The organism is Dyella marensis, assembly GCF_900112865.1.
In the GTDB taxonomy this organism is placed as follows: domain Bacteria; phylum Pseudomonadota; class Gammaproteobacteria; order Xanthomonadales; family Rhodanobacteraceae; genus Dyella_D; species Dyella_D marensis_A.
The window spans coordinates 14,875-34,260 of sequence record NZ_FONH01000006.1; the positions used below are offsets into that span (position 1 = coordinate 14,875).

A 19,386-nucleotide genomic window follows, 5' to 3' on the forward strand; every position below is an offset into this window, starting at 1 on the left:
CCATGATGTCGGGCTTTTATGTGGCGATATCGCTGGCCGCTTCCCCTGAGGCGGCGCGCGACGCTTCTTCACTGCTGATGAAATCCTCGATGCGGAACGCGCTCAGTCCGGGCAGCACGGTCTCGGCCTGGGCCAGCGCGGACGGCTGGCCGATGCCGACGGCGGCCATGCCGGCGGCGTGGATGCTGGCGACACCCGCGGCGGCGTCTTCCACGCCCAGGCAGGCGGCGGGCGCTACGCCCAGTCCGGCGGCCGCGGCCAGGAAGATCTCCGGGTCGGGCTTGGAGCGCTGGATATGCGCGGCGTCCACGATGTAGTCGAACAGATGGGCCACGCCGAGCCGCTCCAGCAGCAGCGGCGCATTGCGGCTGGCCGAGGCCAGGCCGACCTTGAGGCCGGCCGCGCGCACCGCGGCGATCGCCGCGCGCGCGCCGGGCAGCAGCTGGTCCGGCCCGAAGCGCTGGATCTGTTCGCGGTAGTAGTCGTTCTTGCGCTCGCCGAGGGCGAGTTTTTCCTCGGCGCTGTACGCGCGGCCGGCGCGTTCGAGCAGGATGTCCAGCGAACCCATGCGATCCACGCCCTTGAGGCGCTCGCCGATCGAGGCATCGAACGGCAGGCCCGTTTCCTGTGCCAAGCGCCGCCACGCGGCGTCGTGCACCACGGCGGTGTCGGCGATCACGCCGTCGAGATCGAAGATCACCGCCTGCAGCGCCGGCTGCGGCGCGCGGCGGTTGGGAATGGCGTCGGCGCGCGGCAGGCGCAGCGTCTGGCCGGCATGGATGGTGTGTTCGCGGCCGTCGTGGCGAAACGCCAGCGTGTCGCCGCGCAGCAGCGTGTAGCGCACGCCGGATGCATCCACTTCCACGCGCAGCTGCGCGCGGCCCCAGCGCAGGCCGAAGCGATAGCCGTGCCACGCGGCGGGCAGGCGCGGCGCCAGCGCCGGCTGGCCATCGATCGTGCGGAAACCGCCGAAGCCCCATACCAGCCCCAGCCAGCTGCCCGCCATCGCTGCCATGTGCACGCCGTGCGCGGCGTTGCCGTGCGAGTCGTCCAGGTCCACCCGCAGGCTGTCCTGGAAATAGCGCCAGGCCTTGGCGGCCAGGCCCACTTCCGCGGCGATCACGCCGAAGGTGGAGGCGGACAGGGTGGAGTCGTGCACGGTGACGCTTTCGTAGTAGTCGAAGTTGCGCCGCTTGGCCGCGCGCTCCACGCCGTCGCCGGCCAGCATCAGGGCGAGCAGGGTGTCGGCCTGCTTGCACACCTGATGGCGATAGATGGTCAGCGGATGCAGGCGCAGCAGCAGCGGATGCTTGCCGTCGCCGGGCTTGGCCGCGAGGTGATCGGGCAGGCGCGGACGGTCGAGGAAGCCGTCGTCCTGCGGGAACACGCCCAGGCGCGGATCTTCCGGCAGGTACATCGCCTCGGCGGCGCGGCGCCATTGCGCGACTTCGTCCTCGCCCAGGCCGATGCGCGCGCACAGCGCGCCATATTCCACCGGCGCGGCGCCGGCCATCCACAGCGCGGTGGCGGCCGCGTCGCGCAGGTGCCGCTGCGCCATGCGGTTGGTGTAGTGGTTGTTGTCGACCAGGGCGGAGTATTCGTCCGGCCCGGTCACTTCGTGGATGCAGAAGGCGTCGCCGCGACGCGCATTGAAGTGGCCGATGTCCAGCCACACGCGTGCGGTCTCGAACAGGATCTCGGCGCCGTGGTCGCGCAGGAAATCGGTGTCGCCGCTGGCGTCCACGTACAGGCTGATCGCCCAGGCGATCGCCGCATTGATGTGGTACTGCGCCGAGCCGCCGGGATAGTAGGCCGAGCACTCGTCGCCGCTGATCGTGCGCCAGGCGTACAGCGCGCCGCGCGGATGATTGAGTTCGCGCGCATGCCGGCGCGAGCGGTCGAGGATGCGGTGGCGGTACAGCAGCATGCCGCGCGCCAGCTCCGGCGCGACCGTGGCGAGCACCGGCAGGATGAAGGCCTCGGCATCCCAGAAGTAGTGGCCTTCGTAGCCCTCGCCGGTGAGGCCTTTCGCCGCCGCGCTGCCCTGGCCGTCGCGGCAGCTGGACTGGAACAGGTGGAACAGGTTGAAGCGCAGCGCCTGCTCAGTGGCGGCGTCGCCGTCGATGGCGAGGTCGGCGCCGTCCCACAGCGGAGCCAGTGCCTGGCGCTGGCGTTCCAGCAGGCCGGCGTAGCGCAAGTGGGCGGCGGCCTCGAGGATGCCGCGGGTGCGCGCGAGCAGCGCGTCGTCCGCATCGTCGCCGTGCGGCTCGGTCCAGGCATAGGCGACGTATTTCTCCAACGTCACCGCCTGGCCCGGCGTCAGCATGCCGGTGTAGCTGTGCACCACGCCGTGCTGGGCGAGGTTGGCGAAGTGGCAGTCGAGGCCGCCGTCCTGCGCGCGATGCGCCTGCGCGCAGGCGAGGCGGATGCCGCTGTGCGTAGTCTGCTGGCGCACCCAGGCGAAGTCCGGTTCGGCCGCGGCGTCGACGGTGTGCAGGCCGCCGTCCAGGCGCGTGCCGATGCGCGGATCGTCGCCCTGTTCGGCGGCGTCGCGCGCGGTGCTGATCGCGGATTCCAGGGTGACCGGGCCGGTGTAGTCCACCGAGCGCACGCGATAGCGCAGCGCCAGCAGGCCGGGTTCGTCCAGGCTTACGATGCGCTCGGCTTCGATCTCCAGCGTTTCGCCGGCCGGCGAACGCCAGCGCAGGAAGCGGCGGTAGCAGCCTTCGCGCAGATCGAGCCGGCGCTCGAAATCCAGCCATTCGCCCTCGGCCAGGCGCACCGGCACGTCGCCCAGGCGCAACTGGATGCGGGTGGCGTCGGCCACCGGGATGCGCGTGTCGGTGTGCGCGGCGAAGCCGGGAAAGCGCTCGTGGTACTCGATCGGAGTGCGTTCCCACGCTGCCGACAGGAAGCTCGCCTGGCTGGGGCTGTCGCCTTCTTCCAGGCCGCCGCGCACGCCCAGGGCGCCATTGGCCAGGGCGAACAGGCTTTCGTCCTGCGCGAAGCCGGCCGGGTCGGTGCCGCGGCGGATCAGGGTCCAGGGATCGGTCATGCCCGTGCCCACCCCGGAGGTGGGCACGACATCGACGGCCGCGGCGGGCGCGGAGGCAAGGCGGTCGAGCATGTATTCCCCGGCAATCTTGTGATTGTTCTCGGCGGGGGCGCTCGGGCGCCTGCCGGTCCATTGGGGGCGGAGCTTCGCAGCAAATGATATCGATATCAAGATATCGATATCATTTGCTGCGGCGCAGAATCACGCGGCTTTGAGCCGGGCTGCCGCAGGCTCGCCGGCGCTACAGCGGGCAGGCCTGACGGGGGCGGCGTCTCGGCCATCTGTTGGACGCATGGGGCGCAAATCGACACACTGCGCGTTGCTGCGGATGCATCCCCAGGAGCACAGCAATGGAACTGGCCGAGGCCCGGTCTTGAGTCGCAAACGAAAACCCGCCCGACCCGGGGCGCCGGCCAACCTCACCATGGCGGACCTGGCCAAGCTGGCCGGGGTATCCAAGATCACCGTCTCGCGCGCGCTCAGCGACAGTCCGCTGGTCAACCAGGAGACCCGCGAGCGCATCCAGGACCTGGCGCGCGAGCAGGGCTACAAGCTCAACGTCAGCGCGCGCAACCTGCGCCTGCGCCGCAGCCATACGGTGGCGGTGATCGTGGAGATGAAGCCCAGCAACGACCGCACCATGTTCGATCCGTATCCGCTGATGCTGCTGGGCGGCATCTCGCAGGAGCTCACCGCGGCCGGCTACAGCGTGCTGCTGACCACCCGCCAGGGCGCCAGCGCCGCGGCGGTGCAGGCGGCCGACGGCATGATCCTGCTCGGCCAGGGCGTGCGGCAGGACGCGGTGCGCCGCTTCGACAAGCTGGGCCTGCCGATGGTGGTGTGGGGCGCGCAGGGCGATCACGACGACCACGTGGTCGTCGGCAGCGACAACCGTCAGGGCGGGCGCGCGGTGGCCGCTCATTTCATCGGACTGGGACGGCGCAATCCGGTGTTCGTCGGCAACCCCGGGCATCCGGAAATCTTCGAGCGCCTGAGCGGCTTCGTGGATGCGCTGGCCGAGCACGGCGTGAAGCCGCTGCTGATCCGCCGCGACGAATTCACCCTCGCCTCCGGCATGGACGCGGTGCAGTCGCTGGCCGCGCGCCACGTGAGCTTCGACGCGTTGTTCGCCTGCAGCGACCTGCTGGCGATGGGCGCGGTGCGCGCGCTGGAGGAACTGGGCCGCCGCGTGCCGCGCGACGTATCGGTGGTGGGCTACGACGACATGCCACTGGCGGCCAGCTTCCAGCCGCCGCTCAGCTCAGTGCGCCAGGACTGGCAGGAGGGCGGCAGCCTGCTGGCACGCAAGATGCTGGCGATGATCCGCGACGAGGCGGCGCAGTCCGAAGTGCTGCCGGTGAATCTGATCGTCCGCGCGACGTAGCGCCGTAGGTTGGGGTGAGCGCAGCGAACCCCAACGAACCTCGCACGCCACCTCACGCTTAATGGGCTGATTGACTGGATGCAGGGTGCGGCAATCGGATACGTCCGTTGGGGTTCGCTGCGCTCACCCCAACCTACGGCGCTACGGCGCTGCGATGGCATCGCTGCCCGGCACCCGCGCGGGCGGCGTCAGCACCAGGCGGAAGCAGCTGCCGCCGCCGGCGACGCGTACGTATTCCAGCGAGGACTGGTTGGCCTCGGCCATCTGGCGCGCCAGGTACAGGCCGAGTCCGGTGCCGTATTCGTGCGTCGTATAGAACGGTTCGAAAATCTGCGCGGCGACCTTCGGCGCGATGCCCGGGCCGCGATCGATCACTTCAAGAATCGGCACGCCATGCTCGCCATGGCGCGCCACCACCATCACCCGCGCCGGTTCGCCCGGCATGCGCCCATAGCGCAGCGCGTTCTGCACCAGGTTCCACACCACTTGCTGCAGCTGCTGCGGGTCGGCCACCGCGGCGACCGGTTCGCTGCCGTTGCTGATCACCCGCAGGGTGTCGTTGCCCAGGTCGTTGCCCTGGCGGTATTCGTCGACGAAGTTCTCGGCCCAGCGACCCAGGTCCAGCGTCTCCGGGCGCGAGCGCTCGCGCCGCGACAGCTGCAGGATGTTTTCGATGATGTCGTTCAGGCGCACGCAGTGGTTGTTGATGATCTCCACCATGCGCAGGTCGGTGCCGCCGAGGTCGCGCGATTCGGCCAGCAGCTGGGCCGAGTAGCGGATCGCCGCCAGCGGGTTGCGGATCTCGTGCGCGATCGAGGCGGACAGGCGGCCCAGCGAGCTGAGCGTCAGTTCTTCCGCGCGGCGCGAGACCAGCGAGGTGTCGTCGAGGAAGATCAGCACCAGGGCGTCGTCGTTCGGCGCCAGGCGGCTGAAGCGCGGGACCACTTCCGGCACGCCGTCGGCCAGCTGGGTGGCGGTTTCGTCGAGCTTGCCCGAGGTGGTCCAGTGGTACAGGCGACGCGACAGCTCGGGCGCGACGCGGCCGAGGTCGCGCTGGTCCGCACTGGGATTGCCCAGCAGCATCCACGCCGATTCGTTGATCTGGTGGATGTGGTTGGCGTCGTCGACCAGCATCACGCCGGTCTTCATGCGGCGGATGATCAGCTCGTTGACCTGGGCCAGGTTGGCCAGGTCGATGCTGCGCTGCTCGGCCAGCGCCTCGCTGGCGCGCAGCTGGCGGCTCAGCACGTAGCACAGCATGGTGATGGCGAAGTAGGCCAGGCCGAACAGCCCGGCCTCCAGCAGCTGGCGGTCGGCCACGCTGGCATCGCCCTGCGGGTTCAGCAGCGAGTGCCCGAGCATCCCTAAGGTGGCCAGCGCGGCGAAGAACAGCGCCAGGCGCAGCGGCAGCAGCAGCGCGCCGGCGGCCAGGTTCACCGCCAGCATCATGGCGATGCCGATGCGCGCGTCCTGCATGGCGCCGGTGGCCAGCACCGCGGCGACGATGTCGATCACCAGCGAGGCGGAGGTGACCAGCCGGGTCCACGGCATGGTGCGCCGGGTCAGCGCGGCGACCGCGATGGCGAAGCCCAGGAAGCACAGCGCGACCAGGCGCGCGGTGTCCGTGTCGTTCAGGTGCGGCCAGCCCAGCGCGGGCGGGCTGAAGGCCAGGCCGGCATAGACCAGCGCCTGCGCCAGCCGGAAATAGTTGAGGAAGAACAGCTCGTGGCGCACGGCCTCGGTGGCGGCGCGGGAGGGGGCGAAGGCGGGCGGCGCGGTATGGGGCACGGGGCCTGGCACTCTCGGCGGTCGGGTCGGCCGGCAGTATAGGTGCGACTTGCATCAATCCTCAGTTCTCGCGCCTAAGTCCTTCTCCCTCCGGGAGAAGGTGGCGGCAGCCGGATGAGGGTGCGGGCGGAGCGGTGCACATCACGCTTGCGCTCCGCCCGCACCCTCACCCCAACCCCTCTCCCGAGGGGAGAGGGGCTTTACATTGCCATCCCGCCCGCCTTCCGCGAAAATACCGGGCCGTATTGCGCGGTTTTCGCCATCTCGAGACTTGTCTCAGGCATGGCAGCGCACTGCATCCTGGCAGCGCCTGCATTCGACGCCGTCGCCGTCCGTCCCCCTCAAGCCCGTCCGGTCCTCCCCGCACGGGTGCCATGTTTTCCCCCGTTCGCTCGAGGTATCGAATGAATTTCCACGAGTACCAGGCCAAAGAACTGTTCGCGAAGTACGGCATCGCCGTGCCCCCGGGCAAGGTCGCCAACTCTCCCGATGCCGCTGTCGACGCCGCCAAGCACCTTGGTGGTTCGCAGTGGATGGTCAAAGCTCAGATCCACGCAGGCGGCCGCGGCAAGGCCGGCGGCGTGAAGTTCTGCAAGAGCCTCGATGACGTGCGCGCAGCGGCCAAGGGCATGCTGGGCACCAACATGGAGACCTACCAGTCCGCCGGCCGTGCGCTGCCGGTGAACCTGGTGCTGGTCACCGACGCCACCAATATCGCCAAGGAGCTGTACCTGTCGATCCTGGTGGACCGCGACACCAAGTCCGTGTCCTTCATCGCCTCCAAGCACGGCGGCGTGGACATCGAGCAGGTCGCCAAGGACACCCCGGAAGACATCCACACCATCGTGGTGGACTTCGTCGAGGGCCTGCAGCCGTACCAGTGCCGCCAGCTCGGCTTCGCCATGGACCTCAACGCCAAGCAGGTCGGCCAGCTGACCAAGATCATGCTGGGCCTGTACCAGCTGTTCAACGAGAAGGACCTGGCCCTGGTCGAGCTCAACCCGCTCGCCATCCTCGAGGACGGCAACCTGGCCGCGCTCGACGGCAAGGTCAATTCCGACGACAACGCCGAGTTCCGCCACGCCGACCTGGCCGCCATGCGCGACCTGAGCCAGGAAGACGCGGCCGAGGCGGCTGCCGTGCAGCACAACCTCAACTACGTGACCATGGACGGCACCATCGGCTGCATGGTCAACGGCGCGGGCCTGGCCATGGCCACCATGGACGTGATCAAGCTGGCGGGCGGCGAGCCGGCCAACTTCCTCGACGTCGGCGGCGGCGCCACCAAGGAACGCGTGACCGAGGCGTTCAAGCTGATCACCTCCTCCGACAAGGTGAAGGCCATCCTGGTCAACATCTTCGGCGGCATCGTTCGTTGCGACATGATCGCCGAGGGCATCATCGCGGCCGTGAAGGAAGTGGGCCTGAAAATCCCCGTGGTGGTGCGCCTGCAAGGCACCAACGTGGAGCTGGGCCGCGAGCTGCTGGCCAACTCCGGCCTGGCGATCACGCCGGCCGACGATCTCAACGACGCGGCGCAGAAAGCCGTGGCCGCCGCGAAGTGAGGAGCAATCGAGCATGAGCGTTCTCGTCAACAAGAACACCAAGGTGGTCGTGCAGGGCTTCACCGGCCAGCAGGGCACCTTCCACGCGCAGCAGGCGCTGGACTACGGCACCAAGGTCGTCGGCGGCGTCACCCCGGGCAAGGGCGGCAGCGAGCACATCGGCCTGCCGGTCTTCAACAGCGTGGCCGAAGCGGTCGACGATACCGGCGCCGACGCGTCGGTGATCTTCGTGCCGCCGCCGTTCGCGGCCGACTCGATCCTCGAGGCGATCGACGCGGGCATCAAGGTCATCGTGGCGATCACCGAGGGCATCCCGGTGCTGGACATGCTGCGCGTCAAGAACGTGCTGGCGCAGCATCCGGAAACCGTGCTGATCGGCCCGAACTGCCCCGGCATCATCACCCCGGGCGAGTGCAAGATCGGCATCATGCCGGGCCATATCCACAAGCCGGGCAAGGTCGGCATCGTGTCGCGCTCCGGCACGCTGACCTATGAAGCCGTGTTCCAGACCACCAACGAAGGCCTGGGCCAGTCCACCTGCATCGGCATCGGCGGCGACCCGATCAACGGCCTGAACTTCATCGACTGCCTGAAGCTGTTCCAGGACGACCCGCAGACCGAAGGCATCATCATGGTCGGCGAGATCGGCGGCAGCGCCGAGGAAGACGCCGCCGAGTTCATCGGCGAGTACGTGACCAAGCCGGTGGTGTCCTTCATCGCCGGCGCCTCGGCTCCGGCCGGCAAGCGCATGGGCCACGCCGGCGCGATCATCTCCGGCGGCAAGGGCACGGCCGCGGCGAAGTTCGCCGCGCTGGAGAAGGCGGGCGTCACCACGGTGAAGTCCCCGGCCGACCTGGGCAAGACCCTGGCGGGCCTGCTGAAGAAGTAAGCCTTCCGGTTCCCGGAAGTCCGGAGAAGGCCGCGGCGATCCCGCGGCCTTCTTCGTTTTGCGACAGCGCTTGCGACGATTCCGCGACAGCCCCGGCCGCGACAGGATTTGACTAAACGTTTGGTTCGGGTCTACACATAGCGCCGCGCACGCCCGGGACGGCGGTCAGGCATCGGTCGGTACGGCCCGGACAGCACTCGCATCGCTCACGAACCTCAGGGGGTCGCCATGAAGCGTTGGCAGCAGCTGTGTTCCGCCTTGATCCTCGCCGGGGCCGCTTCCACGGCGCCCGCCGCCATCTACAACAACGGCACCGCGACGGCGACCTTCACCGTCTCGCTCACGCTGCAGGCCAATTGCAGCATCACCGCCAATCCGCTCGCCTTCGGCACCACCGGCGTGCTGGGCACGGCGATCAACCAGCAGACCACCGTGGCGGTGACCTGCACCAACACCACGCCCTACAACGTCGGGCTGGATGCGGGCGGAGTGAGCGGGTCCACCGTTTCCGCCCGCCTGATGGCCGGCACCACCACCGGCAATACCGGCACGACGGTCGGCTTCCAGCTCTACCAGGACTCCGGCCACGGCACGGTCTGGGGCAATACGCAGGGTACGGACACCGTCGCGGGCACCGGCAACGGCTCGGCCCAGTCGATCAACGTCTACGGCCAGGTGCCCGTCCAGGCCACGCCGAAGCCGGACACCTACCAGGCCACCGTCACCGCCACGGTCTATTTCTGAGGCCATGCGACGCCTGGCGGCGGTCGCGCTGGCTCTGGGCTGCGCGCTGGCGGCGCGCGCCTCCTCGTTGCAGATCTCGCCGGTGCTGGTGGAATTGATGCCGGGGCAGGGCGCCTCGGCGATGACCCTGCGCAATCCCGGCAAGGAGCCGATCTACGGCCAGGTGCGGGTGTTCCGCTGGGACCAGTCGGCGGACAACGACCAGCTGGAACCGAGCGACGAACTGGTGGCCAGCCCGCCGCTGATCCGCATCGAGCCGCAGGGCGAGCAGCTGGTGCGGCTGGTGCGCCGCGACGCCGCCGCGGTGACGGCGGAGCGCAACTACCGCGTGCTGGTCGACGAGGTGCCCAGTCTGGATGCGGCGTCCGGCAACGGCGTCAACATCCGCCTGCGCTATTCGGTGCCGGTGTTCGTCGAGCCGCCCGGCCCGCCGGGCCTGCCGCAGCTGAGCTGGGAACTGCGCCGCGCCGGGACGCAATGGCAGCTGCGCGTGAGCAATACCGGCCACCGCCGCGCCCAGCTCGCCGCCGTGCAGGTGATCGGCGCCGACGGCGTCGCCCATGAGATCAACCGAGGCTTGCTGGGCTACGCGCTGGCGGGGAGGACGCGGCAATGGACGATCGCGCTGGACGAAGACATCGCGGCCCACGGGCCGCTGAAGCTACGCGCCAACCTCAACGCCCAGCCCATCGAGACGGTGCTGAGCGTTCCCGCGCGGCCATGACGCATGGCCCGCGCGCGCTGCCCCGCTGCGACGGCGCCAGGCGATGAGCGGCGGGCCGGCCTGGGCCGCTGCCTGCTGCTGTGCGCGCTGGCCGCGGCGCTGCCGGCACGTGCCGACGAGCTGGCGATCCCGGCCGCGCTGGACATGGCGCAGCCGCAGGAGGTCTTTCTCGAGGTGATCCTCAACGGCCAGCCCAGCGGACGGATCCTGCGCTTCCGCGCCACCGGCGGCCGGCTCGCCTGCGACGCCGCCGAGCTGGCCACGCTGGGGCTGGATCCGGCGCGCCTGGGCGGTACCGGCGAGGCGCGCCTGGACGAGCTGCCCGGCCTGTCCTATCGCTACGACGCGGCCGCGCAGCGGGTGGAGCTTAGCGTCGACGACAGCCTGCGCCTGCCGTTCCTCGCCGACGCGCGGCAGCTCGCGCGCACGGCGCCGGCGCAGAGCGGGCGCGGCCTGGTGCTCAACTACGATGCCTATGCGCAGAGCGGTGCCGGTTCGCGTTTCGCGCTGTGGTCGCAGCTGCGCTACTTCGCGCCGTCGGGCGTGTTCGACCACACCGGCACCTGGTACGACGGCGACGGCCAGCACCGCTATGTGCGCTATGACACCGCGTGGACGCGCTCGGACCCGGCCAGCATGCGCGTGCTGCAGATCGGCGACGGCATCACCTCGGCGCTGAACTGGTCGCGCCCCGTGCGCTTCGCCGGCGTGCAGTGGCGCAGCGATTTCGGCCTGCGCCCGGACCTGATCACCTTCCCGCTGCCGTCCCTCGGCGGCTCCGCCGCGGTGCCCTCGGCGGTGGACCTGTACGTCAACAACGTGCGGCGCGCCAGCGTGGACGTGCCCAGCGGCCCGTTCGTGCTCAACCAGGCGCCCGGCATCACCGGCGCCGGCCAGGCCACCCTGGTCACGCGCGATGCGCTGGGTCGCACGGTGACCACCGCGCTGCCGCTGTACATCGATGCGCGCATGCTGGCCACGGGACTGGACAGCTATGGCGTGGAAGCCGGCTTCGTGCGGCGGCGCTATGGGCTGGCCTCGTTCGATTACGCCGGCCATCCGTCGGCGAGCGGCTCCTGGCGGCACGGCCTGGGCGATGCGCTGACCGTGGAGCTGCACGGCGAGGCCAGCGCCGGCCTGGCCAATGCCGGCGGCGGCGCCCTGGTGCGGCTGGGCCAGGCCGGCGTGCTGAGCGGTTCGCTGGCGCTGAGCGGCGGCCGCGAGTCGGGACGCCAGGCCAGCCTCGGCTACCAGTGGATCCGTCCCGAGCTGGCGCTCGACGCGGAACTGACCGAACGCAGCAGCGGCTATGCCGATCTCGCCGCACGCGAAGGCGCGCCCGCGCCGCGGCGGCTGGCGCGGTTCACCGTCTCGGTGCCGTTCGCGCCCGGCCATAACCTCGCGCTGAGTTACATCGGCCTGCGTTCGCCCGGGGCGCCCGCTTCGCGCATCGGTGCGCTGACCTGGTTCTACGCGATGACGCGTCGGATCTCGCTCAACCTCAGCGCCTACCGCGACTTCGCGCGGTCTTCCGCCAGCGGCGCCTTCCTCACCCTCAACCTGGCGCTGGACGATCGCATCACCGCCAGCGCGCTCGGCGGCAGCCAGGGCGGCCAGCCGTATCGCAACCTGCAGGCGCTGCGCCCGGCCGACTACGGCGGCGGCTGGGGCTGGGGCGTGCAGGACGGGCGCAGCGGCGACCTGCGCTTCCGCCAGGCGCAGCTGCAATACCTCGGCAGCGCCGGCCAGCTCACCGCGCTGGTGCAGGACACCGACGGCCATCGCAGCGCTTCGCTGGATGCCTACGGCGCGCTGGTGTGGATGGACGGCAGCCTGCAGCCCGCACGGCGCATCTACGACGGCTTCGCGCTGGTCTCGACCGACGGCGTGGCGGACGTGCCGGTGCTGCACGAAAACCGTCCGATCGGCCGCACCGATGCGGGCGGCCACCTGCTGGTGCCGGATCTCAACGCCTATCAGTCCAATCAGCTGTCGATCGACAGCCTGGCGCTGCCGGCGGACACGCGGGTGGACATCGTCGCCCAGGAGGTCGTGCCGCAGGCGCGCTCGGGCGTGCTGGCGCGCTTCCCGCTGTCGCGTTATGCGGCGGCCTCGATCGCGCTGGCGGACGAAGCCGGGCAGCCGCTGCCACCGGGCACGCGCGTGCGTCTCGCCGACGGCGCTGCCGACACCGTGGTGGGCTATGACGGGCTTACCTTCGTCAGCGGCCTGCGCGAACACAACCGGCTCGAACTCGAAGGCGACGGCTGGCATTGCAGCGTCGCGTTCGACTACCGCCGCCCGGCCGACGGCTCGCTGCCGCGGATCGGCCCGCTGACTTGCCCCAGGCGCACGGAGGCGGCGCGATGATCCGCTGGCTCGCCCTGCTGCTGTTGGCCGGCGCGCTCGCCTGGTGCGGCCCGGCGCAGGCGCAGACCTGCACCGCCACGCCCAGCAATCTCGATTTCGGCAACGTCAACCCGATCGCCGGCGCCGCCGTGGCGCGCAGCGGCACTATCAACATCACCTGCAACTGGACGCTGATCTCGCTGCAGCCCAATGCGCAGGTCTGCCTTAACCTGAGCACCGCCACGACGCGTGCGCTGGCCAATGGCGCGAACACCATCCAGTACAACCTCTACCAGGACGCCGGCAACACGCAGCTCTGGGGTTCCACCAGCAGCGGCAACACGCCGATCTCGGTGTCCATCGCCAAGCCGCTGATCGGCACCACGGGCAATGCCACGGTGAACTTCTACGGGCAGATCACCGCCGGGCAGACCACCATCCCCACCAGCGGCAACGCCAGCACGGTGTACAGCCAGAGCTTCAACGCGGAGACGGTGCTGGCCTATGGCTACTATCTGCTGGTGGCGCCCAGCTGCGCCTCGCTGGCTTCGGCCGGCAGCTTTCCTTTCACGGTCAGCGCGACGGTGACCAACAACTGCACGATCGGCGCGACCAACCTCAGCTTCGGCACCGCCGGCGTGATCGGCGCGGGCATCAATGCGCTGAGCAGCCTCAGCGTGACCTGTACCAACGGCGACGCCTGGCGCATCTCGCTCAACGGCGGCGGCAGCGGCGACGTGGCGGCGCGGGTGATGCAGCGCACCGGCGGAGGAGGTTCGGTCGGCTACCAGCTGTACACCGACGGCGCGCGTTCCCAGCCATGGGGCGACGGCAGCGGCGGCACCACGCGCGTCACCGGCACGGGCACCGGCCTGGCGCAGGCGGTGACGGTCTACGGCCGCGTGCCGTCGCAGGCGACGCCGATGCCGGGGAATTACAGCGATACGGTGATGGCGACGATCGAGTTCTGAGCGCGATCAGAAGATCACTTCCCAGTACGCGGGTTGGGGCTTGAACTTGACGGCCGGCGGACGCCGGTCGTCGTTCGGCTGCACGCGGTACGGTGCATCGAAAGTGCAGCTGACGGCCGGCGGCGCCGGTTCGCGGTCGCGCCGGTCGACGCGGCAGCTCTCCTTGATGGTGAGGCTGACCTCGAGGGGGGCGGTGGCGACGGCGGCGTGAGCGGTGAGCGGCAGCAGGGCGGCGAGCAGGAGCGGACGGTACATGCGACGGGGGAGTGGGCGGGCTTCCCCTTCCTAGTCGACCGGCTCGCCGCTTTTCTTTAATCGCGCTGACGCAAGGCCTTGGCGGCGCCGGCCAGCAGGGCGCCGGTCAGGCGTTCCAGCGTGGTCGAACGCACCGACCAGTGCTGCCAGTACAGCGGCACGTCCAGCCAGCGCCCCGGCGCGATCGCCTGCACGATGCCCTCGCGCAGCGGCTTGTGCAGCATCGATTCGGGCGCCATGCACCAGCCCAGGTCCAGCCCGGCGGCGTCGACGAAGCCGGTGGAGGAGGGCAGGTAATGCGTCGGCGGATCGAGCCGCGCACGGGTGATCTTGCGCACGAAGCGCCGCTGCAGCGCGTCCTTGCGGTTGAACACCACCATCGGCGCGCGACCCAGCGCGGCGGCGTCCAGGCCATGGGCGAAGTGCCGCGCGACGAAGGCCGGCGAGGCGATCGGCAGATAGCGCATCGCACCGAGCGGGCGCACCGTGCAGCCCTGCACCGGGTGCGCATCGGCGGTGATCGCGCCGAGCACGCTGCCGTCGCGCAGCAGGTCCAGCGAATGGTCCTGGTCTTCCACCCGCACGTCGAACAGCAGGCCATGCCGGCCGTGCAGCATGGCCAGCGCACCGAGGAACCAGGTGGCCAGCGAGTCGGCATTCACCGCGATCGCCAGCGTGGTCGGCGCCTGCTCCGCCGCGCGCTCCACCGCGAAGGCCTGCAGCGTTTCCGCTTCCAGCAGTTGCATCTGCTGCACGCTGCGCAGCAGTTGCTCGCCTGCCGCGGTGGCGCGGCAGGGCGCCTGGCGCAGGATCAGCACCTGGCCAAGCCGGTCCTCCAGCGCTTTGATGCGCTGGGAGATCGCCGAAGGCGTCACCGACAGGCGCCGCGCGGCGCCTTCGAAGCTGCCTTCGCCGAGCACGGCGGCGAAGGCGGAGAGCTGGGGGTTGAGCAGGGTCATGGCGGCGCCCGCGATGAAGAAAATCTTATCCATGATAAGTCGATTTAGTTTTGCTTAAAGACGGATGTGTCGCATCCTGGATGGACTCAGTCTTCGAGCATGAATCCTTCTCCCTCCGGGAGAAGGTGGCGGCAGCCGGATGAGGGTTCGGGCGGAGCGGAGCACATCACGCTTGCGCTCCGCCCGTACCCTCACCCCTACCCCTCTCCCGGAGGGAGAGGGGGTCACCTCACGTTTTCAATTGGAACCCCTCTCCCGGAGGGAGAGGGGCTTCACGCTGCTGCACGTCGCGCGCTTCCCCTTCATCGAAATCCAGCAGGTAACCCCGTGCAGACTTCCGCTTACCTTGCCGGCCTCGCCGCCGGCGCGGGCCTGATCATCGCCATCGGCGCGCAGAACGCCTTCGTGCTGCGCCAGGGCCTGCAGCGCCGGCATGTCGGGCCGGTGGTGCTGGTGTGCATCGTGGCCGACATGGCGCTGATCCTGCTCGGCGTGGCCGGCATGGGTCTGCTGGTGAAGCAGATGCCCGGACTGCTGCAGGTGCTGCGCTATGCGGGCGCGGCCTTCCTGGCCGCCTATGGCGCGCTGGCGCTGCGGCGCGCGTGGAACGGGGAGAGTGGGCTGCAACCTTCGGAAGAGGGCTCGGCGGGTCGCCGCCGCGCGCTGCTGGCGTGCCTCGCCTTCACCCTGCTCAATCCGCACGTGTACCTGGACACGGTGGTGCTGCTCGGCAGCCTGTCGACGCATTACGAAGGCGCGGGCCGCTGGTCCTTCGCCAGCGGCGCCTGCACCGCCAGCGCGCTGTGGTTTACCGCGCTGGGCTATGGCGCGCGCGCCTTGCTGCCGGTGTTCCGCAGTCCGCTGGCGTGGCGGGTGTTCGACGTGCTGATCGCCGCTTTCATGTTCGTCCTGGCGGCCGCGCTGCTGCTGCAGCCACTGGGTTGATCAGCGTGGGTTGACCAGCGTGGGTTGATCCGCTCCTGCGGGAAAGGGCTGCGAGTATCATTGGCGGCCCATTCCCCGTGGATTCCCAGGCATGACCACCCTGCGCCTCGCCCTCGCCCAGTTCGACTTTCCGGTAGGGGCGGTCGCCGCCAATGCGGCCCGCGTGGGCGACCTGCTGGCGCAGGCGCGCGACGGCGGCGCGGACCTGGTGGTGTATCCCGAGCTGACCCTGAGCGGCTATCCGCCGGAGGACCTGCTGCTGCGCCCCAGCTTCCTGGCCGCCTGCGACAGCGAGCTGAGCGCGCTGGCCGCCGCCACCAACGGCGTGGCCGCGCTGGTCGGCCATCCGCACAGCGAGGGCGAGGTCTACAACGCCGCCAGCCTGCTGCGCCAGGGACGCGTCGAACTGACCGCGCACAAGCAGGCGCTGCCGAACTACGGCGTGTTCGACGACAAGCGCTATTTCCGCCCTGGCCACGAAACCGCGGTGGCGACCATCGAAGGCGTGACGGTCGGCCTGCTGATCTGCGAGGACGTCTGGCAGCCCGAGCCCGCCGCGCAGGCGGCCCGCGCCGGCGCCGAGCTGATCGTGGTGATCAATGCCTCGCCCTGGGACGGCGCCAAGCAGGCCGAGCGCGAAGCCGTGCTGCGCGCCCGCGCGCAGGAAACCGGCTGCGCGCTGATCTATCTCAACCTGGTCGGCGGCCAGGACGAAGTCGTCTACGACGGCGGCAGCCTGCTGGTGAACGGCGACGGCAGCGTCGCCGCGCGTGCGCCGGCCTTCGTCGAAGCGCTGCTGTGGGCCGATTTCGACGCCGCCACGCGCACGCTGCTCGCGGACGCCTGGCCCGCCATGCAGGACGACGCGCCGGAAGCAACGCTGTACGCCGCGCTGGTGCGCGGCATCCGCGACTACATCGAGAAGAACGGCTTCGGCGGCGTGCTGCTGGGCCTGTCCGGCGGCATCGATTCCGCGCTGACCCTGGCCCTGGCGGTGGATGCACTCGGCCCGCAACGCGTCACCGCGGTGATGATGCCCTCGCGCTACACCTCGCAGCTGTCGCTGGACGGCGCGCGCGCGCAGGCCGAGCAGCTCGGCGTCGAGTACCACATCATCTCGATCGAGCAGACCTTCCAGAGTTTCATCGAGGCGCTGACGCCGGCCTTCGCCGGCAAGCCGGCGGACCTCACCGAAGAGAACCTGCAGTCGCGCACCCGTGGCGCGATGCTGATGGCGCTGAGCAACAAGCACGGCCGCCTGCTGCTGGCCACCGGCAACAAGAGCGAGATGGCGGTGGGCTACGCCACGCTGTACGGCGACATGTGCGGAGCCTATGCGCCGCTGAAGGACGTCTACAAGACCGTGGTGTACCGCCTGTCGCGCTGGCGCAACGCGCATGCGGAGCGCTTCGGCGGCGGCGAGGTGATCCCGCCGGCGGTGATCGAACGTCCGCCCTCGGCCGAGCTGCGCGACAACCAGACCGACCAGGATTCGCTGCCGCCGTACGACGAGCTCGATGCGATCCTGGAGCGCTTCATCGAAGGCGAGCAGTCGCAGGCGGAGATCGCCGCGCAGGGTTTCCACTGCGACACCGTGCGCCGCGTGGTGCGGCTGGTGCTGCTCAACGAGTTCAAGCGCCGGCAGTCGGCGCCGGGTCCGCGCGTGACCACGCGTGCGTTCGGGCGCGAGCGGCGTTATCCGATTACATCCGGGTGGCGGTGACGCGTTTATCCCAACTGATGTCACGGTTCGGCGCATTGCGCTTGACAGTGCACCGCCGTGTTTGGAACGATCCGCGCCCTTCCGGAAATGGAGGTGCGCCATGAATGTCATCGCCTCACGCAAGCCCGCCGTCGCCACTGCAGCGCAGATCGCCGCCTGCTGAGCCGGTCCACCGGTTTCTTCTCTCGCTGGACTGTCTACCTGGTCCGTTCTGACGGCCGCGCTTGCGGCCCCGCATCCGTACCCGAGCCCTAAGGTTCGGGCGATCCGGCATGTCCTGACGCTGCCCGCGTCGGGACGAGACTGAGTACCCCACACATGACCATGCATGACCGCACGGCGCTGAGCCGTGTCTCCGCCTATCTGCGCGCCCGCATCGCGCTGCAGAAGGATCACCGCTGCCTCGATGCATTCCATATCACCCTCGATGCGGCCAGCAACGAGCCCGGCTGGAACTACGCCACGCCGGTGGACGATGCGACGCCGGCCGCCGCCGACATCGCCGCGCTGGTCGATCTGTTCGAACGCAGGCAGCGCACGCCGCGCCTGGAATACCTGCACGAACTGGCGCCGGAGGTGCTGCCGCGCCTGCTCGAAGCTGGCTTCTTCCGCGAGGAGCCGCTGGCCCTGATGACCTGCACGCGCGACAGCCTGGCCGCCGACGGCGACCTCGATGGCGTGGAGTGGCTATTGGCCGAACGCGAGCACGAACTGCACGCCGCTGCCGAGGTGCAGAACGCCGCCTACGGCGTGCCGGCCACCTGCGAGGCCGACGTGGAGCGGCTGGCCGGCGTGGTGGAACAGGGCGGCGTGGTCGCCCTGGCTCGCTGCCGCGACGGCGGCGGCGCGCTCGGCGCCGGCCTGTACTCGCCGCCGCTGGAGGGCGTCACCGAGATCGCGGCGATCGGCGTGCGCGAGGATGCGCGCGGCCGCGGCATCGGCGGCGCGGTCACCGCGCTGCTGGCCGATCATGCCTTCGTGCAGGGCGTGTGCTTCCCGTTCCTGATGACGGCATCGGGCAACGAGAACCGCGTGTACGCGCGGGCCGGGTTCCATCGCTTCGGCGAATTGATCGGCGTAACGCGGTAATGGGCCGTGCAAACGAAAACGCCACGGCGCGGGCCGTGGCGTTTTCGGATGCGAAGCGAGTGCCTTGCGTCAATGGTGTCCGGAGAACGGCACCATCTTGCGCAGCGTCGACGGGGCGTGCGGCCACTTCTCGTCGGTCAGGTAGGGGTGGTCCGGATAGTTCAGGGCCAGCACCTTGCGGGTCTGCTCGGCCAGCTGGGGCCGCTCCAGGCCGATGTAGCTGCGGGTGAGGATGGCCAGCGCGTCGCCGGTCTGCGGCGCCTGCTGGTAATGCTCGATCACGTACTGGGCGCGGTCGGCCGAGGCGATGAAGGCCTTCCGGCGCAGGTAGAACTCGGCCACGTTGATCTCGAACTGGGCCAGCACGTTGCGCAGGTAGATCATGCGCTGGCGGGCGTCGGCCGCGTAGGCGCTGTCCGGGAAGCGGCGGGTCAGCTCGGAGAAGTCGTCGAAGGCCTGCAGGTTGTAGCCCTGGTCGCGGCGGGCCTGGGTCTCGGTGCGCTGGAACACGCGCTCGATGAAGCCGCCGGTGCGGTCGAAATTGATCAGGCCGCGCAGGTAATAGGCATAATCCACATGCTTGTGGGTCGGATACGTCTTGATGAAGCGGTTGACCGTGGAATAGGCGTCGTCCGGCTGGTTGTCCTTGTACTGCGAGTAGGCCAGGTCAAGCTGGGCCTGTTCGTTGAAGTCGCCGGACGGGAAGCGCGCGATCAGTCGCTGGTAGGCCTTGGTGGCCGCGGCGTAGTCCGCATGGACCAGGGAGTCGTGCGCGGTGGTGTACAGCTTGTCCACCGGCATCGTGTCGATGGTGTCCTTCTTGCTCCGGAACATGGAGCAGGCACTCATCGAGGCGACGACGGCGAGCACGATCAGTACTTTACAGAGCTGCAGCTTGGTTACGCGCATGGGAAAGGGTTCAGATGTTTGATCGAAAAGGGATGAT

At 69.6% G+C, this 19,386-nt stretch carries 15 protein-coding genes; 10 read left to right on the forward strand and 5 right to left on the reverse strand.

The features are described 5' to 3' along the window. Positions 1-16: 16 nt before the first annotated feature. Positions 17-3,127 (reverse strand): beta-phosphoglucomutase, encoded by a 3,111-nt coding sequence (gene pgmB, locus BM172_RS10930; RefSeq protein WP_035322385.1) that lies wholly within the window; start codon positions 3,125-3,127, stop codon positions 17-19. A gap of 352 nt (positions 3,128-3,479) precedes the next feature. Between pgmB and BM172_RS10935 the strand changes: the two genes are divergently transcribed. Continuing rightward, on the forward strand, positions 3,480-4,439 hold the full coding sequence (locus BM172_RS10935; protein ID WP_026633668.1) for a LacI family DNA-binding transcriptional regulator: 960 nt from the start codon (positions 3,480-3,482) through the stop codon (positions 4,437-4,439). Between the two features lie 141 nt (positions 4,440-4,580). On the opposite strand, the gene BM172_RS10940 is transcribed toward BM172_RS10935, so the two are convergent. Continuing rightward, positions 4,581-6,227: a sensor histidine kinase gene (locus tag BM172_RS10940; RefSeq protein WP_026633667.1), complete on the reverse strand. Its 1,647-nt coding sequence runs from the start codon at positions 6,225-6,227 to the stop codon at positions 4,581-4,583. 404 nt (positions 6,228-6,631) lie between these two features. Here BM172_RS10940 and sucC point away from each other — a divergent pair, with 404 nt between their 5' ends. From sucC to BM172_RS10970, 6 genes are all read left to right on the forward strand, one after another. Continuing rightward, positions 6,632-7,792, forward strand: a complete 1,161-nt coding sequence (sucC, locus tag BM172_RS10945; protein WP_026633666.1) for an ADP-forming succinate--CoA ligase subunit beta — start codon at positions 6,632-6,634, stop codon at positions 7,790-7,792. A 13-nt stretch (positions 7,793-7,805) separates the two neighbouring features. Further along, positions 7,806-8,681 (forward strand): succinate--CoA ligase subunit alpha, encoded by an 876-nt coding sequence (sucD, locus tag BM172_RS10950; RefSeq protein ID WP_026633665.1) that lies wholly within the window; start codon positions 7,806-7,808, stop codon positions 8,679-8,681. A 228-nt stretch (positions 8,682-8,909) separates the two neighbouring features. Then, a complete protein-coding gene (locus BM172_RS10955; RefSeq protein WP_026633664.1) occupies positions 8,910-9,425 on the forward strand; it encodes a Csu type fimbrial protein in 516 nt (171 codons plus the stop codon). A 4-nt stretch (positions 9,426-9,429) separates the two neighbouring features. Then, positions 9,430-10,149 carry a fimbrial biogenesis chaperone gene (locus BM172_RS10960; RefSeq protein ID WP_026633663.1) on the forward strand — a complete coding sequence of 240 codons (720 nt, stop codon included), beginning with the start codon at positions 9,430-9,432 and terminating at the stop codon, positions 10,147-10,149. 3 nt (positions 10,150-10,152) lie between these two features. Then, the gene (locus tag BM172_RS10965; RefSeq protein WP_051548336.1) at positions 10,153-12,519 is read left to right on the forward strand and encodes a fimbria/pilus outer membrane usher protein; all 2,367 of its coding nucleotides are present in this window, start codon (positions 10,153-10,155) and stop codon (positions 12,517-12,519) included. Continuing rightward, positions 12,516-13,469, forward strand: coding sequence for a Csu type fimbrial protein (locus tag BM172_RS10970; RefSeq protein WP_051548335.1), 954 nt, complete (start codon positions 12,516-12,518; stop codon positions 13,467-13,469). The genes BM172_RS10965 and BM172_RS10970 overlap by 4 nt, the downstream gene beginning before the upstream one ends. 6 nt (positions 13,470-13,475) lie before the next feature. On the opposite strand, the gene BM172_RS10975 is transcribed toward BM172_RS10970, so the two are convergent. Both BM172_RS10975 and BM172_RS10980 read right to left on the reverse strand, forming a co-directional pair. Then, complete coding sequence (locus BM172_RS10975) at positions 13,476-13,724, reverse strand: hypothetical protein (protein ID WP_026633661.1); 249 nt, start codon at positions 13,722-13,724, stop codon at positions 13,476-13,478. A 56-nt stretch (positions 13,725-13,780) separates the two neighbouring features. Further along, complete coding sequence (locus BM172_RS10980) at positions 13,781-14,683, reverse strand: LysR family transcriptional regulator ArgP (protein ID WP_026633660.1); 903 nt, start codon at positions 14,681-14,683, stop codon at positions 13,781-13,783. Between the two features lie 327 nt (positions 14,684-15,010). Between BM172_RS10980 and BM172_RS10985 the strand changes: the two genes are divergently transcribed. The 3 genes from BM172_RS10985 to BM172_RS10995 all read left to right on the forward strand — a co-directional run bounded on the left by BM172_RS10985 (position 15,011) and on the right by BM172_RS10995 (position 18,440). Further along, on the forward strand, positions 15,011-15,628 hold the full coding sequence (locus BM172_RS10985) for a LysE/ArgO family amino acid transporter (RefSeq protein WP_026633659.1): 618 nt from the start codon (positions 15,011-15,013) through the stop codon (positions 15,626-15,628). 91 nt (positions 15,629-15,719) lie between these two features. Continuing rightward, complete coding sequence (locus tag BM172_RS10990; protein WP_026633658.1) at positions 15,720-17,351, forward strand: NAD+ synthase; 1,632 nt, start codon at positions 15,720-15,722, stop codon at positions 17,349-17,351. A 318-nt stretch (positions 17,352-17,669) separates the two neighbouring features. Continuing rightward, on the forward strand, positions 17,670-18,440 hold the full coding sequence (locus BM172_RS10995; RefSeq protein ID WP_026633657.1) for a GNAT family N-acetyltransferase: 771 nt from the start codon (positions 17,670-17,672) through the stop codon (positions 18,438-18,440). 69 nt (positions 18,441-18,509) lie between these two features. On the opposite strand, the gene BM172_RS11000 is transcribed toward BM172_RS10995, so the two are convergent. Continuing rightward, positions 18,510-19,349 (reverse strand): outer membrane protein assembly factor BamD, encoded by an 840-nt coding sequence (locus BM172_RS11000; RefSeq protein ID WP_026633656.1) that lies wholly within the window; start codon positions 19,347-19,349, stop codon positions 18,510-18,512. Between the last annotated feature and the right edge of the window lie 37 nt (positions 19,350-19,386).